Annotated in this window: 19 protein-coding genes; 11 read left to right on the top strand and 8 right to left on the bottom strand. The window is 67.8% G+C overall.

Annotated elements, in window-relative coordinates; translation table 11 throughout:
• Positions 1 to 209 precede the first annotated feature (209 nt).
• Positions 210 to 1,076 carry an oxygenase MpaB family protein gene (locus QH196_RS26975; protein WP_280418649.1) on the bottom strand — a complete coding sequence of 289 codons (867 nt, stop codon included), beginning with the start codon at positions 1,074 to 1,076 and terminating at the stop codon, positions 210 to 212.
• 128 nt (positions 1,077 to 1,204) lie between these two features.
• Between QH196_RS26975 and QH196_RS26970 the strand changes: the two genes are divergently transcribed.
• From QH196_RS26970 to QH196_RS26960, 3 genes are all read left to right on the top strand, one after another.
• Positions 1,205 to 1,843 (top strand): TetR/AcrR family transcriptional regulator, encoded by a 639-nt coding sequence (locus tag QH196_RS26970; RefSeq protein WP_280418648.1) that lies wholly within the window; start codon positions 1,205 to 1,207, stop codon positions 1,841 to 1,843.
• Positions 1,844 to 1,955: 112 nt separating this feature from the next.
• Positions 1,956 to 3,395 carry an acyl-CoA synthetase gene (locus QH196_RS26965; protein WP_280418647.1) on the top strand — a complete coding sequence of 480 codons (1,440 nt, stop codon included), beginning with the start codon at positions 1,956 to 1,958 and terminating at the stop codon, positions 3,393 to 3,395.
• A gap of 61 nt (positions 3,396 to 3,456) precedes the next feature.
• Entirely contained in the window at positions 3,457 to 3,825 is a 369-nt protein-coding gene (locus tag QH196_RS26960) for a PPOX class F420-dependent oxidoreductase (protein WP_280418646.1), read from the top strand.
• A gap of 89 nt (positions 3,826 to 3,914) precedes the next feature.
• Here the strand turns inward: QH196_RS26960 and dapD are convergent, their stop codons facing one another.
• Positions 3,915 to 4,862 carry a 2,3,4,5-tetrahydropyridine-2,6-dicarboxylate N-succinyltransferase gene (gene dapD / locus QH196_RS26955; RefSeq protein WP_280418645.1) on the bottom strand — a complete coding sequence of 316 codons (948 nt, stop codon included), beginning with the start codon at positions 4,860 to 4,862 and terminating at the stop codon, positions 3,915 to 3,917.
• Between the two features lie 61 nt (positions 4,863 to 4,923).
• On the opposite strand from dapD, the gene dapE reads away from it, so the two are divergent.
• From dapE to QH196_RS26935, 4 genes are all read left to right on the top strand, one after another.
• Positions 4,924 to 6,021: a succinyl-diaminopimelate desuccinylase gene (dapE, locus tag QH196_RS26950; protein ID WP_280418644.1), complete on the top strand. Its 1,098-nt coding sequence runs from the start codon at positions 4,924 to 4,926 to the stop codon at positions 6,019 to 6,021.
• Positions 6,018 to 6,596, top strand: coding sequence for a TIGR00730 family Rossman fold protein (locus QH196_RS26945; RefSeq protein ID WP_280418643.1), 579 nt, complete (start codon positions 6,018 to 6,020; stop codon positions 6,594 to 6,596). Before dapE ends, QH196_RS26945 begins: the two co-directional genes overlap by 4 nt.
• Positions 6,597 to 6,776: 180 nt before the next feature.
• Positions 6,777 to 7,658 carry a dihydropteroate synthase gene (folP, locus tag QH196_RS26940; protein ID WP_280418642.1) on the top strand — a complete coding sequence of 294 codons (882 nt, stop codon included), beginning with the start codon at positions 6,777 to 6,779 and terminating at the stop codon, positions 7,656 to 7,658.
• Positions 7,655 to 8,593 carry a glucosyl-3-phosphoglycerate synthase gene (locus QH196_RS26935; RefSeq protein ID WP_280418641.1) on the top strand — a complete coding sequence of 313 codons (939 nt, stop codon included), beginning with the start codon at positions 7,655 to 7,657 and terminating at the stop codon, positions 8,591 to 8,593. The genes folP and QH196_RS26935 overlap by 4 nt, the downstream gene beginning before the upstream one ends.
• A gap of 375 nt (positions 8,594 to 8,968) precedes the next feature.
• Here the strand turns inward: QH196_RS26935 and QH196_RS26930 are convergent, their stop codons facing one another.
• From QH196_RS26930 to sigE, 6 genes are all read right to left on the bottom strand, one after another.
• A complete protein-coding gene (locus QH196_RS26930) occupies positions 8,969 to 9,598 on the bottom strand; it encodes a hypothetical protein (RefSeq protein ID WP_280418640.1) in 630 nt (209 codons plus the stop codon).
• Between the two features lie 305 nt (positions 9,599 to 9,903).
• The gene (locus QH196_RS26925) at positions 9,904 to 10,764 is read right to left on the bottom strand and encodes a hypothetical protein (RefSeq protein ID WP_280418639.1); all 861 of its coding nucleotides are present in this window, start codon (positions 10,762 to 10,764) and stop codon (positions 9,904 to 9,906) included.
• A 51-nt stretch (positions 10,765 to 10,815) separates the two neighbouring features.
• Complete coding sequence (gene tatB, locus QH196_RS26920) at positions 10,816 to 11,232, bottom strand: Sec-independent protein translocase protein TatB (protein ID WP_280418638.1); 417 nt, start codon at positions 11,230 to 11,232, stop codon at positions 10,816 to 10,818.
• A 33-nt stretch (positions 11,233 to 11,265) separates the two neighbouring features.
• The gene (locus QH196_RS26915) at positions 11,266 to 12,807 is read right to left on the bottom strand and encodes a S1C family serine protease (RefSeq protein WP_280418637.1); all 1,542 of its coding nucleotides are present in this window, start codon (positions 12,805 to 12,807) and stop codon (positions 11,266 to 11,268) included.
• A gap of 10 nt (positions 12,808 to 12,817) precedes the next feature.
• Positions 12,818 to 13,198, bottom strand: coding sequence for a hypothetical protein (locus QH196_RS26910; RefSeq protein ID WP_280418636.1), 381 nt, complete (start codon positions 13,196 to 13,198; stop codon positions 12,818 to 12,820).
• Between the two features lie 159 nt (positions 13,199 to 13,357).
• Positions 13,358 to 14,008 (bottom strand): RNA polymerase sigma factor SigE, encoded by a 651-nt coding sequence (gene sigE / locus QH196_RS26905; protein ID WP_280418635.1) that lies wholly within the window; start codon positions 14,006 to 14,008, stop codon positions 13,358 to 13,360.
• 452 nt (positions 14,009 to 14,460) lie between these two features.
• On the opposite strand from sigE, the gene QH196_RS26900 reads away from it, so the two are divergent.
• The 4 genes from QH196_RS26900 to QH196_RS26885 all read left to right on the top strand — a co-directional run bounded on the left by QH196_RS26900 (position 14,461) and on the right by QH196_RS26885 (position 19,144).
• On the top strand, positions 14,461 to 15,093 hold the full coding sequence (locus QH196_RS26900) for an O-methyltransferase (protein WP_280418634.1): 633 nt from the start codon (positions 14,461 to 14,463) through the stop codon (positions 15,091 to 15,093).
• Between the two features lie 559 nt (positions 15,094 to 15,652).
• Positions 15,653 to 16,411 (top strand): TetR/AcrR family transcriptional regulator, encoded by a 759-nt coding sequence (locus tag QH196_RS26895; protein ID WP_280418633.1) that lies wholly within the window; start codon positions 15,653 to 15,655, stop codon positions 16,409 to 16,411.
• A gap of 160 nt (positions 16,412 to 16,571) precedes the next feature.
• Positions 16,572 to 17,492, top strand: a complete 921-nt coding sequence (locus QH196_RS26890) for an ABC transporter ATP-binding protein (RefSeq protein ID WP_280418632.1) — start codon at positions 16,572 to 16,574, stop codon at positions 17,490 to 17,492.
• On the top strand, positions 17,489 to 19,144 hold the full coding sequence (locus tag QH196_RS26885) for an ABC transporter permease (RefSeq protein WP_280418631.1): 1,656 nt from the start codon (positions 17,489 to 17,491) through the stop codon (positions 19,142 to 19,144). The genes QH196_RS26890 and QH196_RS26885 overlap by 4 nt, the downstream gene beginning before the upstream one ends.
• The last annotated feature ends 186 nt before the right edge of the window (positions 19,145 to 19,330 follow it).

The following is a 19,330-nucleotide window of genomic DNA, read 5'->3' as shown; positions in this document are numbered from 1 at the left end:
CTGGCGTTCGCCTGGATCCCAACGGTGACCGCGTGGGTACAGGCGCATCGGGGTGATCAGCGCGGCGTTATCGGTGACCAGGTGGCGGATCGCATCCACGTGTTCGAAGCCCGGCACGACAACGGCGGCCGCGCCGTTCATGTCGCGTCCCCAACCCCGGGCAACAAAGGGGGCCCTAAACCCGCGCCGCCGCAGGCGGCGCCAATATTTCAGACCAGTGGTTTGCCCTTGCGCATGCGGCGGCGCATATCCCACAGGTAGTAGTTCATGGGGAACTGGCGTAGGAAGCGCGGCTGGAGTTTCAGGCCGAAGCCGATGATCTTCATCGTCCGGTCGAACCAGCGCTGGTTGCCCTCGGTCCAGTTCATGTGCATTGCCATCCGGATCTGTGGGGGCAGGCAGCCGGCGACGACGAACCGGTGGAATCCGGCCGATACCCACCGCACCGGTAGCGGCAGCATCTTCAGGTCGATGAGGTCGTTGAAGTAGGCGCGGGTGGTGTCGTCGATTTCGAGGTTGTCCAGGTTGTCTTCCCAGAATTCCCAGAACGCGGCCCGGTTCGGTGGCCACATTTCCGGGCGCACCTGGAGGGTGGTGCCGAGCCGGATGCTGTGCGCGTAGAAGGTGTCGGCGGTGGCTTCGTCCATGGGGCCCTGGACTTTTTCCAGGAGGTCGACGAAGCCGAAGTACAGGCAGGCCGCGACCCAGAGCTGGAGTTTGGGATCGAAGGCGTTGTATTTGACCGGGCTGGTGGGTTTGGTGCGGATATGGCGGTGGGAGGTGTTGACCGCGAGCCGGTAGGCGTTGCGTTCCTCTTCGGTGCCCAGCATGGCGACCGACAGGTAGGTGAGTGTGGTGCGGAGCCGTTTGAATGGGTGCACCATCACGTTGCCGCTTTTGACGTCGCTCTCCATGACGCCGTAGGCGACCGGCCGCAAACCCAGCTGCATGATCACGTTTGCCGTGCCGCCGAGGAACGCGGTGATTCCGACGATATGGTCTTCGACGTCGAAATCGGGGGCGTAGAGCGGGCGGGGTTCGGGTTCGTTGTGTGATATGGGCCGGGGAGCGGTCATCAGTGACCTCTTTCCTATGAGAAGATTATATGATAACCATCTCATTCACTCGCTGTCGCGTCAACCATCATCGTAATTGTGCGATGCTTACTGTGTCATTGCATCACCGAGCGCGAGAGGGTGCCGAGATGGGTGCGCTGGCTCAATTACTGCCACTGGTGCGATCGCCGCGCCGCGATCAAGATCAATCGGTGTTGTCCGCCGCGCTGCAGGCGTTTCTCGATTTCGGGATCAAACGCACCAGCATGGTGGAGGTCGCCCGCCGCGGCGGGCTCTCGCTGGCCACCTTGTACCGCCGATTCTCCAGCAAATCCGACCTGATCCAGGCCGTGGGCTTGCAGCAGACCCGTGAGTTCATCGAGGGGGTCGATGCCGCGGTGCAACGGCAGATCGACCGCGACGCGGGTGCCGAAGACCAGATCGTCGAACTGTTCGTCGCCTTCCTCGACGGCCTGCGCAGCAACCAGCTGCTGGACCGCCTGCTCGATACCGAACCCGAGATCGTCTTGCCCTACCTGACCACCAAAGGCGCCCCGGTGATCGAACTCGGACGCGACTACCTCGCCGAGTTCGTCACCCGCCTGCAGGCCGAAGGGAAATTACCGGCCTACGATCCGCTGCCGGTGGCCGAAATGGTCGCGCGTACGGCCTTGTCGCTGGCGCTGACACCGCAGACGGTGATTCCGCTGGACGACGATATCGCCGCCCGGAATTACGCGCGCGATCATGTCGCGGTCTCGTTCCGGGTGCCGGTCGCGGATTCCTGAATTCGAATCGGGCTGTTTTCGTATTCGTATCCGGGCTCAGGCGGTTGCCGGCACACTTCGCGACGGGGTAGGCACGCGAAGCCCCGGTCGAGCCGGGCGCTAGGTTGGGCGCATGTCCCTCGCGCCGCGTCTGCTCCGATCGCTGGACCCACTGGCCGTCGCCGCGGGAGCCGATATCCCCGACGCCGTCACCATCGACGGAACCACCCTCTCCCGCAGTGATCTGCTCGGTGCGGCCACTTCGGTGGCGGAACGGATCGCGCGCGCGGAGCGGGTCGCGGTCCTGGCCCGCCCCACGGCGTCCACCGTGCTCGCCGTCATCGGCTGTCTGATCGCCGGGGTGACCGTGGTCCCGGTCCCGCCCGATTCCGGGACCGCCGAACTCGACCATATGCTCACCGATTCCGGGGCGCAGGCGTGGCTGGGGGAGGCCCCGGAGGGGACCGCGCTACCGGTGGTCCCGGTCCGGCAGCACGCCCGGTCCTGGCATACCTACCCCGAGCCCGATCCCGCCGCACCGGCTTTCGTGCTCTACACCTCCGGCACCACCGGCCTGCCGAAGGGGGTGGTGCTGAGCCGCCGGGCGATCGCCGCCGGCCTGGACGCGCTCGCCGAGGCCTGGTCGTGGACCGCGGCCGATGTGCTGGTGCACGGTCTGCCGCTGTTCCACGTACACGGCTTGATCCTGGGTTTGCTCGGCCCGCTGCGAGTCGGCAGCCCGCTCGTGCACACCGGGAAACCGACGCCCGCGAATTACGCCGCGGCCGCGGGCACCATGTATTTCGGCGTGCCCACCGTCTGGACGCGCATCACCGAGGACCCGGACGCCGCGAAACAGCTGAGCGCCGCCCGGCTGCTGATCTCCGGTAGCGCACCACTGCCGGCGCCGGTATTCGAGCGGCTGGCCGAACTCACCGGCCAGGAGCCGATCGAACGCTACGGGATGAGCGAAACGATGATCACGCTGTCGGCGCGGGCCGACGGCGAACGCCGGCCGGGCTGGGTCGGGGTGCCGGTACAGGGCGTGCAGACCAGGCTGCGGGACGAAGCGGGACAGCCGGTACCGCACGACGGTTCGAGCATCGGCGGACTGCAGGTACGCGGTCCGATGCTGTTCGACGGGTACTTCGGCCGCCCGGAGGCCACCGCCGAATGCCGGACCGAGGACGGCTGGTTCCGCACCGGCGATGTCGCGGCGATCGACGCGGACGGGTTCCACCGGATAGTCGGCCGCGAATCGGTGGACCTGATCAAATCGGGCGGGTACCGAATCGGCGCGGGTGAGGTCGAAACCACCCTGCTGGGCCATCCCGGTGTCGCCGAGGTGGCGGTGGTCGGGTTGCCGGACGCCGATCTGGGCCAGCGGATCGTCGCATTCGTCGTCGCGCGCGAGACCGCACCCGGCGAACAGGAGCTGATCGACCACGTGGCGGGCGAGCTCTCGGCCCACAAACGGCCACGGGAGATCCGCTTCGTCGCATCCTTACCGCGAAATGCCATGGGCAAGGTGCAGAAGAAGCAACTGGGCAGGGCCGAAACTCCGGGCGAGTGACGCCGCCGCGCGCCTCGCGGATATTGACCTCAACCGGACTCGAGGTCCTACCGTCGGCCCCATGAACGCGACATTCACCCCCGAACATCTCGACTACCTGGCCGGACAACGGCTGGGCCGGTTGGCCACCGTAGCTCCCGACGGATCGCCCCAGAACAATCCCGTCGGGTTCCGCTACAACCCCGAACTCGGCACCATCGATATCGCGGGCTGGAACATGGGGCGCTCACGCAAGTTCCGCAACCTGGCGAAAAATGCCCGCGTCGCGTTCGTGGTCGACGATATAGCCTCGGTGCAGCCGTGGCGGGTGCGCTGCCTGGAGATCCGCGGCATCGCCGAAGCGCTCACCGGCACCGATACCTACATCGGAACCGAACCCGGGGAACTCATTCGCATCCACCCGGAACGAGTAATCGCCTTCGGAATCTGAGATACGGCGAGCCGGTTCACCACACGCGTACCGCGCGGAGGTGGGTTACGACCCGCCGGCGTCCGCTCATCGACTCCGGCATGCGCCGATCAGTTGTGCGCGTGCAACGCTTCGTTCAGCTCGATCCCGGTACCCGCGCGGGGAACGACCTCCACCGCACCGGTTTGCGAATTGCGCCGGAACAGCAGATTGTCGGTGCCGCTCAGTTCGGCCGCCTTGATCACTGTGCCGTCCGGCGTGGTGACCTTGGTGCCGGCGGTGAGGTAGAGCCCCGCCTCCAGCACGCAATCGTCGCCGAGCGGGATGCCCAGGCCGGAGTTCGCGCCGAGCAAGGAACGTTCACCGATCGAGATGACGGTGGTACCGCCGCCGGACAGGGTGCCCATGGTGGACGCGCCGCCGCCGATATCGGAGCCGTCGCCCACGACCACGCCCGCCGAGATGCGGCCCTCGACCATGGAGGTGCCGAGGGTGCCGGCATTGAAGTTCACGAAACCCTCGTGCATGACGGTGGTTCCGGCGGCCAGATGCGCGCCCAGCCGGACCCGGTCCGCGTCACCGATGCGGACACCGGCGGGGACCACGTAATCGACCATGCGCGGGAACTTGTCGACGCTGTACACGGTGACCGGACCGCGGGCGCGCAGTTTGGCCCGGGTGGTTTCGAACCCTTCCACCGCGGCCGGCCCGTGGTTGGTCCACACGACATTGGCCAGCAGGGCGAACTGTCCCTCCAGGCTCACCGAATGCGGGCGGACCAGGCGGTGGGACAGCAGGTGCAGGCGCAGGTACACATCGTGTGCGTCGGCCGGGGCGGCGGAAAGGTCGGCGATGGTGGTGCGGACGGCGATCACCTCGACACCGCGCGCGGGGTCGGGGCCCACCAGTTCGGCCAGTTCGGCGGGCGCCTCGGCGAGCCGCTCGGTACCGGTCTCGGTGAACTCGCCCAGCTGCGGGGCGGGGAACCAGGTATCCAGAACGGTTCCGTCCGTGGTCACGTTGGCGATGCCGATAGCGGTTGCTCCCTGAGTGCTCACGACACCGCAGCCTACCCACCAGCGTCTCCGTAGTGGTGCGGCACCTCTACGCTCGTATCCCGTGACCCTCGACCTGCACGCCGATCCCATCGCGCTGACCGCGGCCCTCGTCGATATCCCGAGCGTGTCGCGGGAGGAGGCCGCGATCACCGATGCCGTCGAAACGGCGCTACGCACCCAGACCAGCGGTTTCGAAGTGGTACGCCATGGCAATGTGGTGCTCGCGCGGACCGACCGGGGCCTGCCCACCCGGGTCGTCCTCGCAGGCCACCTCGATACGGTGCCGATCGCGGACAACGTACCGGGCCGGTTCACCGTCGAGAACGGGGCCGAGGTGCTCTACGGCTGCGGCTCGGTCGATATGAAATCGGGGGACGCGGTTTTCCTGCATCTGGCCGCCACCATCGCCGAACCCGCCCACGACCTGACCCTGATCTTCTACGACTGCGAGGAGATCGCCGCCGAATTCAACGGCCTGAACACCATCGAACGCGAGCTACCGGAATGGCTCGACGCCGATCTGGCGATTCTGGGTGAACCCTCCGGCGGCTGGATCGAGGCCGGCTGCCAGGGCACGCTGCGGGTCCGGTTGAGCACGGCCGGGGTGCGGGCGCATTCGGCACGGTCCTGGCTCGGTGACAATGCGGTCCACCGGCTGGCCCCCGCCCTGACCCGGCTGTCGGAGTACCGGGCACGTGAGGTCGATATCGACGGCTGCCTCTACCGGGAAGGGCTGTCGGCGGTGCGTATCGAGGGCGGGGTCGCCGGCAATGTGGTGCCGGATGCGGCCGCCGTGGAAGTGAACTTCCGGTTCGCCCCCGACCGCATGGTCGAGCAGGCCACCGAACACGTCCGGGAGGTCTTCGCCGGCCTGGAACTGGAGTTCACGGTGACCGACGCGGCGCCCGGCGCGCTGCCGGGGCTCACCGCCCCCGCGGCGAAGGGGCTCGCCGACGTGGTCCGGGCACACGGTTCGGCCGGGATCCGTGCCAAGTACGGCTGGACCGATGTCTCCCGGTTCGCCGCCCGCGGGATACCGGCGGTGAACTTCGGCCCCGGCGACCCCAACCTCGCACATAAACGCGACGAGCACGTCCCGCTGGCCCAGATCACCGCCGTCACCGAGATGCTGCGCGCCTACCTGGAAGGGAACCAGTGAATCCACGACCGTTCGCGCTCTGCGTGTACTGCTCCGCGAGCACCACCGACTCCGGCCATCTGACTCTCGCAGCCCGGGTGGGTACCGAGATAGCGCGGCGTGGCTGGCAGCTGGTCTCCGGCGGCGGGCATGTCTCGATGATGGGCGCGGTGGCGACCGCGGCCCGTGCCGGCGGTGCCAACACCATCGGCGTCATACCGAAACATCTGGTGCACCGTGAGGTCGCCGATGTCGACGCCGACGAGCTGGTGGTCACCGACACCATGCGCCAGCGCAAACAGGTGATGGAGGACCGCGCCGACGCTTTCCTCACTCTTCCCGGCGGTATCGGCACGCTGGAGGAGTTCTTCGAGGCCTGGACCGGCGGCTACCTGGGCCAGCACACCAAACCCATGGCGATACTCGACCCCGGCGGCCACTACACGGGCCTGTTCACCTGGCTCACCGAACTCCACGACCGCGGCTTCGTACCGCAACAGGCTCTCGATCTCATCACCGTTACCCCGGACCTGGACGAGGCCTTTGCCGCGCTGAACCCCGAGCCACCTCAGGACGCGGTACTACGGGCAATCTGACGGAAGACTCCCGGCGGGCAGGCGGCCGGCCGAGTTCTATCTCGGAGCAGGGCATTTCGGCGGTCTCACTCCACGCCGAACGGAGCCGGCCCAGCGGCGGCGCCGAGTACAGCGAGGCCATCGAAGGACGCGTTATGGGCCGAAACCAGCGCGCCGCAGGCGCGCAAATAGACTCAGCTCATGTTCGATCCAGTCCGTCCGGCGCCGACATTGTGCGGCCGGGCGGTGGCAACGGACCGTGCGCTGGTCATGGCCATTGTGAATCGGACCCCGGATTCCTTCTACGACCGGGGCGCCACCTTCGGTGACAGTGCTGCGCTGGCAGCGGTGGACCGGGCCGTGGGCGAAGGCGCCGATCTCGTCGATATCGGTGGGGTGAAGGCGGGGCCGGGAGAGACGGTGGACGCCGCGGAGGAAACTCGGCGCGTGGTGCCGTTCGTCGCCGCGATCCGTGCGAAATATCCCGAGCTGCTGATCAGCGTCGATACCTGGCGTTCGGAGGTCGCGCGGGCCGCGGTGGCCGAAGGCGCCGACCTGATCAACGACACCTGGGCGGGGGCCGATCCGGACCTGGTGCCGGTGGCCGCGGCGACCGGAGCCGGGATCGTCTGCAGTCATACCGGCGGCGCCGTCCCGCGCACCCGCCCGCATCGGGTTCGTTACCCCGATGTGGTGGCCGAAGTGACCGATACCGTCGTGCGTGCCGCGGAGGCAGCGGTGGCCGCGGGCGTACGCAGGGACTCTGTGCTCATCGACCCGACCCACGACTTCGGCAAGAACACCTACCACGGGCTCGCACTGTTGCGCGCAGCGGACGTTCTTGTAAAAACCGGGTGGCCCGTCTTGATGGCGCTGAGCAACAAGGATTTCATCGGAGAGACATTAGGTGTCGGACTTTCCGAACGGCTGGAGGGCACATTGGCAGCAACTGCATGGGCCGCCGCGGCCGGTGCCCGCGTATTCCGGGTGCACGAGGTCGCCGCGACCCGGCATGTGGTCGACATGATTGCCGCGATCCAGGGTATCCGGCCCCCGGTACGAACTCTGCGAGGTCTCGTATGAAACTCTCACATCACGAGCCCGGCTGGGCCACGACGAATACCTGGGACACACCCGAGTGGGCGGTGAGCGATCTGATCGCCGCCAAGGCCGGACGTACCGTATCGGTGGTGCTGCCGGCGTTGAACGAGCAGGACACGGTCGCCGACGTGGTGGCCAGTATCCGACCGCTGCTGGGCAGCCTCGTGGACGAGCTGGTGGTCCTCGATTCGGGTTCGACGGACGCGACCGCCGAACGCGCCCGCGCGGCCGGCGCCGACGTGGTCAGCCGGGAGCAGGCCGTACCCGAACTCGAACCCGTACCCGGCAAAGGCGAAGTTCTGTGGCGTTCGCTGGCGGTGACCAGCGGCGATCTGGTGGCCTTCGTCGACTCCGACCTGATCGACCCCGATCCGGCCTTCGTGCCGAAACTGCTCGGCCCCCTGCTGACCACCCCGGACCTGCACCTGGTGAAGGCCTACTACCGGCGCCCACTGCGCCACGGCGGTGAGGTGGACGCGCACGGCGGCGGGCGGGTCACCGAACTCGTGGCGCGGCCGCTGCTCGCCGCGCTGCGGCCCGGGTTGACACCGGTCCTGCAACCGCTCGGCGGCGAATACGCGGGCACCCGGGAGCTGCTCACCGCGGTACCGTTCGCGCCCGGGTACGGAGTCGAGATCGGGTTGCTGCTCGATACCTACGACCGTTTGGGCCTGCCCGCCATCGGCCAGGTCAATCTCGGGGTACGGACCCACCGCAACCGCCCCTTGGCCGACCTCGGGGTGATGAGCCGGCAGATTTTGGGCACCGTCCTGGCCCGCAGCGGGGTACCGGATTCAGGCGCGGCACTGACCCAGTTCCCGCTGATCGGCAACGAGTTCACTCCGCACAGCACCGCCGTGGACCTGGTCGACCGGCCACCAATGAACACGATCCGGCCGGACGTGGCCGCCGCCTGAGCCGTGGGCCGGGTTTCTCGCCGGCGGCGGTGATGGCGCGCAGGTGCGCTGCAGACGGTCGCGAGCAACGGCCAGGCACGCACCGGGATGTCGCTCCCCCCGTATCGGCGTCGAAGAATCCGCGGCGGTTGTCCGCCGCCGGCATCCGAACCACGGACCGCGTGGGTAGGTCGGTTATGAGCGGCTGCCGCTCAGCTGCACAGCCGACCGACGAGTTCTGAACGCAACCGCAGCCTTCTCGGGACGGCCGTGGTGCTGATCCCGGTGGCGAACCGGGCCGATCGGCGAACTTCCCGGCACACCGCGAGAGAATCCGTTTCAGCGTCCACAGGTCGGCCAGATCGTCCGGCCGAGGTGTCGTATCGCATGGTTCGCCTATGAGGGCTGGTCGTCCGTGGACTTCTTTGTCCCGGGGTCCGGGGCGTCGGGGGCGGGCTCCGCAACATCCTGCTCGGGCGCGGGCTCATCCTGACCCGCCTTACCCGAGGACTCGCCCGCGGTCGTCGTTTCGGCGGTGGTCTCCGTGATGTCTCCGCCGGTCCCGGTTTCCGGGGTCGTTCCGGCTTCGGGACCCGCGGCGGGCGCAGTCTCCGGCTCGGTCCGGGCCACCCTATCGGTGCCGGTTGCCTCGGGCGGCTCACTGCCGCCGGTGGTCGACGTGGATTCGGGTGCCGTCCCGGATCCAGCCGTAGGCGATCCTCCGGACGTGCCCTCGGCGGCCGACGTGGCAGGAGCGGCGGGCGAGGGTGCGGTACCGGACTCCGATGCAGTAGCGGCCTGTGCTGTGGTGGTCGGTGCGATACCGCCGTCCGTTCGGTCGGCGGATTTCGTGGCTTCTTCCGGCTCGTCGTGTTCGTGTTCCAGCCGGGCCTGGAGTTCGGCGACCGTGACGTATTCGGTCTCCGCGGGGCCCGGATTTCGCAACCACAGGATCACCGAGACCAGTAGTCCGGCAACGACCAGAACCACCGCCACGATGATCAACGCGTCCACCTGCGCCTCCATGAATTACCTTGCCGGAGCCGGACAACGCCGGGGGACAATGCGCACCTTCCGATGCGAGGCTGTTGCACCGTTGCCCGACATTGCGCCGAATTCGGCAGAATGCGGGCGGTGAGCCGTATGACCCCAGCGTCAGCGCCAGCGTAGCAATAGCTTTGACAAGCCAATATTCGTTGTCGCTATCGACCATTCCGGGCGTGTCGGGAATTATCGTCCGGGCGTGAATTCACCGCGCCCGGCGAAAGCCGCGGGGCGCGGTGTTCAATGGCGCTGGAATACCGCGGTGAGCGGTATCGCCGGTACCGGGTTCAGCGGCGCTGGCGCACCGGCCGCATCCGCGAATCCACCGGGTCGTGCAGGTAGACCGGTGTCAGCAGATCCGCGTCCACCGGTTCCCCGGTCCCGCGTTCGTAACGCACCCCGATCAGCACCGAGAACCGGCGATTGGCCGCCCGCTCGTGCAGCGTCGCCAGCCGGGTGGCCAGCAGCCGGACCGCGCCGAGCGACCCGGGCGGGTGCAGGCCGTCGATCACCAGGACCGTGCCCCGGCCGTCGGGCCGCGGTAGGCGGGCCAGGTAGGCGATATCGTGCGGGTCCGGACTGGCCGGCCGGTAGATACGGCGGGCGGCTCGATCTTCGATACCGCGCCGCCCGTCGCCGGGCCGGGCCACCGCCCGCCGTAGCCGCGGATCGCCGGCGATGAGCTGGCGCAGGCTGGGCGAGAGTTCCGGGCCGCTGAGCACGATGAGACCGTCGCGTAGGAGGTTCACCGGGCGTCCGGGCGCGAACGGTTCGATGGTCACCCCGAAACCCAGCTCCTCGAGCTGTTCGGCGAGCCGCGGCGCGGCTGCCGGATCCGGCGCGCCCATCAGCCTGCCCGCGCGCGTATCCGGGACCAGCAGCGTGAGCGGGCCGTGGCCGAAGAACAATCCCTCCGGCGCCGGACCCTGGGTACTCACCTGATGTATCCGGGCGCGGGAAAGACCCGCGGCGGCACCTATTCTGGCGAAAGTCCACCCTTCGGCGTGCAACTCCCGGATTACCGCACGTCGAATTCGAGTGAGCTCGTTGATGGTTTGCTGAGCCGCTGCGACACCCTCCGTTGCGGCCTTGAGTCGCTCGACTTTGTCCTCGATCGCGAATATTCGCGCCACGTCATCGGCCGACATGTGCGAAGTGTAGACATCAGGCCCCTGAACGGCGTCTAGAGCAGTTGACGATCAGGTGGCGTCGGTGTCGATCGGCGGACGCTCATTGTGTCCGAGTGGTTTATCCTGTTGCGCCCGCGGGTAATCTGGCATCCCGCTGGCGGCACCGAGAATATTCTTGCTGTCCGGCAGGGAACCGTCGAGATCCTTGAAAAGGGAATCGTCGCCGTTCAGAAGATGTTTGGTCACCACCGACCGCGGAGACATCCCACGTAATTCCTGGAGATCGGCAATCGGTTTTCGCAGTTCGTCGAATTCCGGCCCGAGCTCGGAGCGCAATTGCGACGTCGCGCCGGTCGCGTAATCACGGACCTGGCGCAATGTGCGCGCAGTCCACCGCGCGGCGCCGGGTAACCGTTCCGGGCCGAGGATTACGAGGGCGGCGACGAGTAGGACGAGCATCTCGCCCCACCCGATACTGCTGAACACCCCCTCAGGTTACCCGGCGCCACGGGCGATGGATCAGTCGGAGGCGAGCGTCACGGGAATGTCCACCTGCCGGCCTTCCCGGATGAGCTGGACGTTCACCGTCTGGCCGATATCGTTGCTCTGCACCGCCACGACCAGTTCGTCCGGGTTGGTGACCTCCCGGTCGCCCACGCGCACGATCACATCGCCCTCGACGATCCCGGCGTTCGCCGCCGGGCTACCCGGCTGCACATCGGCGACTTCCGCACCGCTCATGACCTCGTTGGCGACCGTTTTCTGGCGGGCGCTCACCCCGATCACCGGGTGGTGGATCGAGCCGTCGCGGATGAGGGTCTGTGCGACCTCGGTCATCTGGTCGACGGGGATCGCGAAGCCGAGCCCGACCGAACCGCCGCTCTCGCTGCGGATCGCGGTGTTGATACCGATCACCCGGCCGTCCGCGTCCACCAGCGCGCCACCGGAGTTACCGGGGTTGATGGAAGCGTCGGTCTGCACCGCGTCGATCACGGCCTTGGTATCGCTGCCTTCGCCCTCCAATTTCACGGGGCGATGCAGGGCGCTGACGATGCCGGAAGTGACGGTCTTGCTGAGGCCCAGGGGCGAACCGATGGCCAGAACCGCGTCACCGACTTGGACATCGCCGGATTTGCCCAACTCGGCAACAGTGAGATTTTTCACATCTACCTTGAGGACCGCGAGATCGCTCTTCGGGTCCCGGCCGACGATATTGGCCGGTGTGCGGGTGCCGTCGGAGAACGTGATCTGGATCCGGGCGCGGCCGGACGTATCCTGTGCCGCCATCGAGACCACGTGATTGTTGGTGACGATATAGCCGTTGCCGTCGATGACGACGCCGGATCCGGTGGCGCCGTTCTCGCCGACGGTGGTGCGGATGGAGACCACCGAGGGCAGGACCGCATCGGCGACCTGCGCGATCGGCCCGTGCGGCTGCTCACTGTCGCTCTGTTCGAGGCTGACCTTGCGTGAGGTCAGGGTGGAGGCGGTCTCCGCGGTCAACCGGCCCACGAGGCCGCCGACCAGGCCTATCACCAGCGCGATCGCGGCCAGTATCAGCAGTGCGCGCGGTGCCACCCGGGAGCCGAACAGAATCTGCCGGGCCGAAAGCTTCTCTGCCTGCGGCATTTCCCGGGCGGTCGGTGCCGGGAAAGCGGGGGCGCCCAGCCGGGCCGGTGCGTCGGGATCGCGCCAAGGGTCCGCCGGGCCCGCTACCGGAGGTGTTTCCGTGCTCGCGTCCGGATCGCGCTGGAGCAGCTCGGTGGAACCGGGTGGGCGGCCGAACGCCTCTTCCAGCACCGCCGCCGGAGGGCCCTTGGGTGCAGCCGGGACCTGCTCGGCGCCACTGCGGTCGGTACGCGGGGCGAACGAACCGGACTGCCCGGCCGGTCGGCGGAAGGCATACGCGGTATGTGAGTCCACATGGGGCCGGTAGACCGGGCGCGGTGCCAGCACCGGCGCCCCGGGCGGGCGCAGCGTGCCGTTATCGGCCGTCGTGCCGTTTTCGTCCGCCGAATCAGGAGTATCGGCAGGGGAATTGTGCGTCGATTCGGAACTCACGCGGCAAACTCTACTTGCGCCACCACGTCGACCACCGGAAGCTGTCGAAGGTCGCGGAAAAGGACTGACCAGTAAATCCGAATACCGCCTCGTTGCGTGGATTTGCGGGGGAATTGGTGGGAGGTTCGGCGAGCGGAATACGCGACAGACTGTCGTGCAGCCCGGTGGGAATCGACACCTGAGTGGCCCGGCGTAGTGCGATCCGGGCCTGCTGCTGCGCCTCCACTTCGGCCGCGCATTCCGGGCATACCGAGAGATGCTGCGCCGCACGCAGGTACGGATTCATCCGCAGTTCACCATCGACATAGGCGGCGACCGCCTCGCTCGCCAGATGTTCGGTGGAGTGGAACTCTGCGGGACGACGACCGGGCGTACTGGAGTCGCCACTCATTCGCTGTCCATCCTTCCCAACCGACATCGCTGACCGCCGGGATCCGGCAGCACGGTCGCCGGATCACCCGAAGCTCGCCTCGGCGTCGGCACCGAGGCTTGCCCCGATGTCTTACGCGAGGCTCGCCTCTTGTTCTACGTGAGGCTCGCCTCTGTAGTTCTACGCGAGGCTCGCCTCGGCGGCGAAACGCTCCTGCACTCCATTATGCGCAAGATACTCCCGCAGTGCCTGCCGGCCGCGATGAATACGGCTGCGGACGGTACCCAGCTTCACTCCGAGGGTAGCGCCGATCTCCTCGTAGGAAAGGCCTTCGATATCGCAGAGCACGACCGCGGCCCGGAACTCCGGGGCCAGTGAATCCAGCGCGGACTGCAGGTCGGGATCGAGCCGGGCGTCGTGGAACACCTGCTCCGGGCCGGGGCCCTCGGCGGGTACCCGGTCGTAGTCCTCGGGCAGTGCTTCCATGCGGATCCGGCTACGCCGGCGGACCATATCCAGGAAGAGGTTGGTGGTGATGCGGTGCAGCCAGCCTTCGAACGTGCCGGGCTGGTAGCTGGACAGCGAGCGGAACACCCGGATGAACGTCTCCTGGGTGAGGTCCTCGGCGTCCTGTGCGTCACCGGAGAGGCGATAGGCCAGCCGGTACACCCGGTCGGCATGTTCGCGGACCAGCTCGTCCCAGGTGGGCATCACCGTCCGATCGCCGGTGGCGTCGAAGGCGGCGGTGCCGGTGAGGGGAAGTTCGTCGAGTTCCCCGGTCTCCGCGGATACGGCGGCGTAGTCCTCGGCGCTGTCGTCGGTAGTGGACATATCGGGCACCTCCATCAGGGCGTCCGGCGAAGCAGGGTGATCTGTCACCAGGTCTCGGTGTGCGGCTACCTCACGTTCGGGCCCCGGAAACGGGGCCGGGCCGAATTCGTCCCCGCCGGGCAGGGTGTACCCGGCAGCTGCTGCGGGGGTGCCGGCCGGGGAAAGCTCGGGCAAGGTGGCGGACTCGCGTGCCGCATCGACCATGTGGATGGTGACGACCTCCTTGATCGGGACCGAGGCGTAGGCTCGGAAGAGTGGCCCGGTTCACGGGCCACCTTCACCGGTTACAACAGTCGGGTAGTACTCCGTTGTTCCCGGCCGCCGCGTTCGGTCGGCTGGTCTTGCGTGGGGCCTACTCTTCCCTGTCCCGGTGTGGGACGGGTGTGGGTATCCTGAGGGACACCTGAGAATGTTGCGACCAGCTTCGCCGGGTTTGGCATAGCCTCGAGTGCGTGGCATCGAACCTGGAGCGAAATCTCGCCTACGTCGAAGAATCCGTCGTGGAGGACGAGGTACTCATCAGCGCCCGTGAGCGGGCCACCGAACTCGGTGCGGCCCCGGTGCCGCCTTCGGTCGGCGCACTCCTCAGTATGTACGCGCAGTTGCTGGACGCGCGGGCGGTGGTAGAGGTCGGGACCGGTGCCGGGGTCAGCGGGCTATGGCTGCTCGACGGTATGCGCGAGGACGGCACCCTGACCACCATCGATCCCGAACCCGAGCATCAGCGGGCCGCCAAGGAATCGTTCCGGGCGGCGGAGATTCCCCTCGCGCGAACCCGCCTGATCAACGGCCGCGCGCTGGATGTGCTACCCCGGCTCGCAGACGGCGCCTACGACCTGGTCTTCGTGGACGGCGCGCCGATCGAGCACCCGCAGTACATCGCGGAGGCGGTCCGGCTGTTGCGGCCAGGGGGTGCGGTGCTGTTGCACAATGCGCTACTCGGTGGGCGGGTCCCGGATACGGCGCATCGGGATGCCGCCACGCAGGCGGTACGTTCGGCGACCCGGTTCATCGCCGAGGATCCGGGATTGACCAGCGTGCTCATCCCGCTGGGCGACGGGTTGCTCTGCGCGTCCAAAGGATAAGCGCCTCGCCGGCTGCTCTCCCGCTGCGATCACCGCACTCGAGGTGTTACTTGCATCGCTCGGAGGGGGCGGCTGCCGGATTCACACCGGCCTGTGGGCCGATGCGCCCCCGGGCGAGTCCGTGCTGCGAGATCGTGGCGTACGGGTTGTAGCGGGTTCGTGGAACGGGGGCGGCGAACCGCGCTGCGGGGGTCCGGCGCAGGCTGATACAGCCGTCGGTCGGTGGAGAGCTGTGCCGAAGGTGCTGCGCGAACGGTGATCGGCGTGACGGGTTGTGCGGAGCGATCGCTGGAATCGCCACTCCGTTTGCGGGCCGGGTGCTGCAGTGCGCCGTCATCGGCCGTTGCGTTTCGGGCGGTTGACAGCGCGGCCTGCCTGCCAGGTCTGTGCCGGTTTCCGAGGGTGCTGTCACTCTCCTGTAGTCGCAGGTGGGCGCGGTTTCGGTGTTGCGGGGGTCGGTTCGCGGAGCTTCCCCGCCGGCGGGGGAACTGTTTCTTGACGGAATCTCTACGGCCACACCTCTTGCGTCTTGATTGAACGAGTGTTTAACGTATTGAACATGCGTTCAAGCGATGATCTGACCACCCGGGCACGTATCCGTGACGCGGCCATCGCGCTGTTCGGCGAACAGGGCTTCGGCGTCGGAGTGCGGGCCATCGCGAAGGCCGCAGCAGTATCGCCCGGGCTGGTGAACCACCATTTCGGGTCCAAGGACGGATTGCGTCGTGAATGCGACGACTATGTGCGGGGAGTGATCCGTGAAACGAAGATGAACTTCATGAACCGGCCGTCGGCCGGGAACATGCTGCAGCAAATGGCCGAGATCGAGGAGTTCGCCCCGGTCATCGCCTATTTGATGCGCAGCTTTCAGGCCGGTGGGGACCTGGCCGGCACGTTGTTCGAGCATATGGTCGCCGACGTCGAGCAGTACCTGGAGGCCGGTATCGCTTCCGGTGCGCTGCGCAAACCGCGGGATATGAAGGCGATGGCGCGCTATCTGGCCACGACCAACGGCGGCGGCATGCTGCTGTTCCTGCAGACGCATTCCCCGCCGGACGGCGTGATCGACTACCGCCGGGCACTCCGCGAGTACGCCGACCAGATGATGCTGCCCGCCCTCGAGATCTACACCGAGGGCCTGCTCACCGACTCCTCGATGGTGGAGGCGTTGCGCGCGGCGGGGCCGGGGGCCGCAGCCGAGCCGGCAACTGAATCCCCGGGGGAGGCAACCCGCGCTCCGGCGGGAGATCCGGACACCGCTGCGGACGATTCGGCTCCTGCTCCGGTGGCAACAGCGGCCGACGCACCGCATGACTAGACGCGACCGGAGCCCGGCGTAAGCGCCATAGGCCATCGGCCGCCGATCGGCCGGAGGGGTCGGCACGACCCGACTCCGGCGTATCGCACAGCGACCGGCCGTCCGGCGCGCGTGCACAACTTTTCGAGCTTTCTACTCCGAATGTCAACAAGGAGAGTCGATGATTTCGGCAATCGAGATCCGGGATCTGCACAAACACTTCGGCCCCGTCCGGGCACTCGACGGACTGAATCTGCAGGTGTCCGAGGGCGAAGTCCACGGTTTCCTCGGGCCCAACGGCGCCGGGAAATCCACAACCATCCGGATCCTGCTGGGACTGCTGGCCCGGACCAGCGGCGAAGTGCGGATGCTGGACCGCGACCCCTGGACGGACGCGGTATCGCTGCACCGCGAAATCGCCTATGTTCCAGGTGATGTGACCCTGTGGCCGTCGCTGAGCGGTGGCGAGACCATCGACCTGCTCGCGTCGATGCGCGGTGGCCTCGATACCTCGCGGCGGGCCGAGCTGATCGAACGGTTCGAGCTCGACCCCCGCAAGAAGGCGCGCACGTATTCCAAGGGCAACCGGCAGAAGGTGGCGCTGATCTCCGCGTTCTCCTCGCACGCTCGGTTGCTGCTGCTGGACGAGCCCACCTCCGGCCTGGACCCGCTGATGGAGCAGGTGTTCCGCGAATGCGTCGCCGAGGCGGCCGGACGCGGTGCCACCGTACTGCTGTCCAGCCACATCCTGTCCGAGGTGGAAGCCCTGTGTGAGCGGGTCACCATCATCCGGTCCGGGCGCACGGTGGAAAGCGGCACGCTGGACTCCATGCGGCATCTGAGCCGTACCTCCATCACCGCGGAGCTGACCGGCGATCCCGGCGATATCGCGGCGCTACCGGGTGTGGCGGATGTGAGCCTGGAGGATCACACCCTGCGCTGCCAGGTCGACGGCGACAATCTCGCCGAACTGATCCGGGTCCTCGGCGATACCGGTGTGCGCAGCCTGATCAGCCGGCCGCCGACGCTCGAGGAGCTGTTCATGCGGCACTACTCGGTGAACGGCCGGGAATCCGGCGAATTGCAGGAGGTACGGAAATGACCACGGCGGTGGCCGGTGCCCGGCCGGGAATGTTCGATACGACATCCGCGGGCACCGAATTCACCGGCACCCTCCGGCTGCTACGGCTCTACCTGCGGCGCGACCGGATCGTCGCACCGCTGTGGATACTGCTGCTGTCGGTGCCCCTGGGCTCGGTGTATGTGGCCAGTATCGAATCGGTGTATCCGACCGCGGCCGATCGCGCCTCGTTCGCGGCCACGATTCTGGCCAGTCCGGCGCAGCTGGCGATGTACGGGCCCGTCTACGACACTTCCATCGGTGCCGTGGGGATCTGGAAAGCCGGGATGTTCCACACCCTGATCGCCGTGGCCACCATCCTCACGGTGATCCGGCATACCAGGGCGGAAGAGGAATCCGGCCGCACCGAAGTGCTGGCCTCCACCTCCGTCGGCCGGTACGCGAGCCTGACGGCCGCACTACTGCTGGCCCTCGGTGGTGCCTTGCTGGCCGGTCTCATCGGTGCGTTGAGCCTGACAGCGACGGGAGTTCCGGCCGCCGGCTCGCTGGCCTTCGGGCTCGCGCTCGCCGGGTCGGGCATGGTGTTCGCGGCGGTCGCCGCGGTCACCGCACAGGTCTGTTCGGGCGCCCGGCTCGCCCGCGGGCTGGCGTTCGCGACGCTCGCCGTGACGTTCACACTGCGCGCCGTGGGTGACGCGCAGGCCGGCGCGGGGCCGGTCAACCCGCTGACGTGGCTCTCGCCGCAGGGCTGGTCGCTGCAGGTCCGGCCGTATGCGGGCGATCGCTGGTGGGTGCTGCTACTGCACCTGGCGCTGCTCACAGTGACGGTCGCGGTGGCCTTCGCCCTGCTGCGCCGCCGCGATGTCGGCGCCGGTCTGCTCACCGAACGGCTCGGGCCCGCGGCCGCCGGTCCCGCCCTGACCGGCCCGTTCGGCCTGGCGGTCCGGTTGCAGCGCGGCGCCCTCCTCGGGTGGGGTATCGGGGTCGGGCTCTACGGCCTGGTGATCGGGAGCGTCGTCAACGGTATCGGCGACAGTTTCGGCAGCAATGAAACGCTGCGCGATCTGATCACCAGGATGGGCGGTACCGATTCGCTGGAGGATTCGTTCGTCAGCTACGCGTTCACCATGCTGGGGATCGCCGGCGCGGCCTATGCGATCTCGGCTGCGCTGCGGATGTTCGCCGAGGAGAACGGCCACCATGCCGAATCGGTGCTCAGCGGCGCCGTCGGCCGGATCCGCTGGGTGGCCTCACATCTGGTGTTCGCCCTCGGCGGCCCGGTGGTGATCATGCTGGCCGCCGGTCTGCTGGGCGGCCTCGCCTACGGGATCGCGGCCGGTGATATCGGCGCCACACTGCCCGGAATGCTGGCGGCGGCCCTGGTGCAGTTGCCCGCGATCTGGTTCTTCGCGGGGGTGACGGTCGCGCTGTTCGGACTGGTACCGCGCTGGACTCCGGTGGCGTGGGGGCTGCTGACCGCCGCGATCGCGGTCTTCCTGCTCGGTTCCATCTCCGGTGCCCCGCAGTGGTTGCGGAATCTGGAGCCGTTCAGTCACGCACCGAAAGTGCCGGGCACGGAGTACAGCGTGACTCCCACGCTCCTTGTCACGGCGGTCGCCGCGCTGCTGCTGGTCGCAGGATCGGCCGGTATGCGCGGCCGGGACGTGCGCTGAGCACTGTGCGAGGATCGCGGCCGTGGCGGCCGGGCCGAAACCCCCGGGGGGCCGGCGGGTGGGGGGGGGTGGGGGGGTTTCTCTGTGGGCTCGTCGGGGGCCGGTCCCGGGGCCAAACCCCCCCGTTTCCCCGGCCGGTTTGGGGGCGTTCGGGCCCCGGCGCACCTAACGCACAGGGCTATCGGG

Origin of the sequence: Nocardia carnea (assembly GCF_029868325.1) — a bacterium.
GTDB classification, from domain to species: Bacteria; Actinomycetota; Actinomycetes; order Mycobacteriales; family Mycobacteriaceae; genus Nocardia; species Nocardia carnea_C.
Note: the sequence above shows the minus strand (reverse complement) of the source record. Positions and strands in the feature narration are given on the sequence as shown.

Coding starts and splice junctions, on each gene's coding strand:
- QH196_RS26910 (WP_280418636.1), bottom strand. CDS start 13,198: ATGAGTGGCGACTCCAGTACGCCCGGTCGTCGTCCCGCAGAGTTCCAC.
- sigE (WP_280418635.1), bottom strand. CDS start 14,008: ATGTCCACTACCGACGACAGCGCCGAGGACTACGCCGCCGTATCCGCG.
- QH196_RS26970 (WP_280418648.1), top strand. CDS start 1,205: ATGGGTGCGCTGGCTCAATTACTGCCACTGGTGCGATCGCCGCGCCGC.
- QH196_RS26975 (WP_280418649.1), bottom strand. CDS start 1,076: ATGACCGCTCCCCGGCCCATATCACACAACGAACCCGAACCCCGCCCG.
- QH196_RS26925 (WP_280418639.1), bottom strand. CDS start 10,764: ATGTCGGCCGATGACGTGGCGCGAATATTCGCGATCGAGGACAAAGTC.
- QH196_RS26885 (WP_280418631.1), top strand. CDS start 17,489: ATGACCACGGCGGTGGCCGGTGCCCGGCCGGGAATGTTCGATACGACA.
- QH196_RS26890 (WP_280418632.1), top strand. CDS start 16,572: ATGATTTCGGCAATCGAGATCCGGGATCTGCACAAACACTTCGGCCCC.
- QH196_RS26960 (WP_280418646.1), top strand. CDS start 3,457: ATGAACGCGACATTCACCCCCGAACATCTCGACTACCTGGCCGGACAA.
- QH196_RS26935 (WP_280418641.1), top strand. CDS start 7,655: ATGAAACTCTCACATCACGAGCCCGGCTGGGCCACGACGAATACCTGG.
- QH196_RS26965 (WP_280418647.1), top strand. CDS start 1,956: ATGTCCCTCGCGCCGCGTCTGCTCCGATCGCTGGACCCACTGGCCGTC.
- folP (WP_280418642.1), top strand. CDS start 6,777: ATGTTCGATCCAGTCCGTCCGGCGCCGACATTGTGCGGCCGGGCGGTG.
- QH196_RS26930 (WP_280418640.1), bottom strand. CDS start 9,598: ATGGAGGCGCAGGTGGACGCGTTGATCATCGTGGCGGTGGTTCTGGTC.
- QH196_RS26895 (WP_280418633.1), top strand. CDS start 15,653: ATGCGTTCAAGCGATGATCTGACCACCCGGGCACGTATCCGTGACGCG.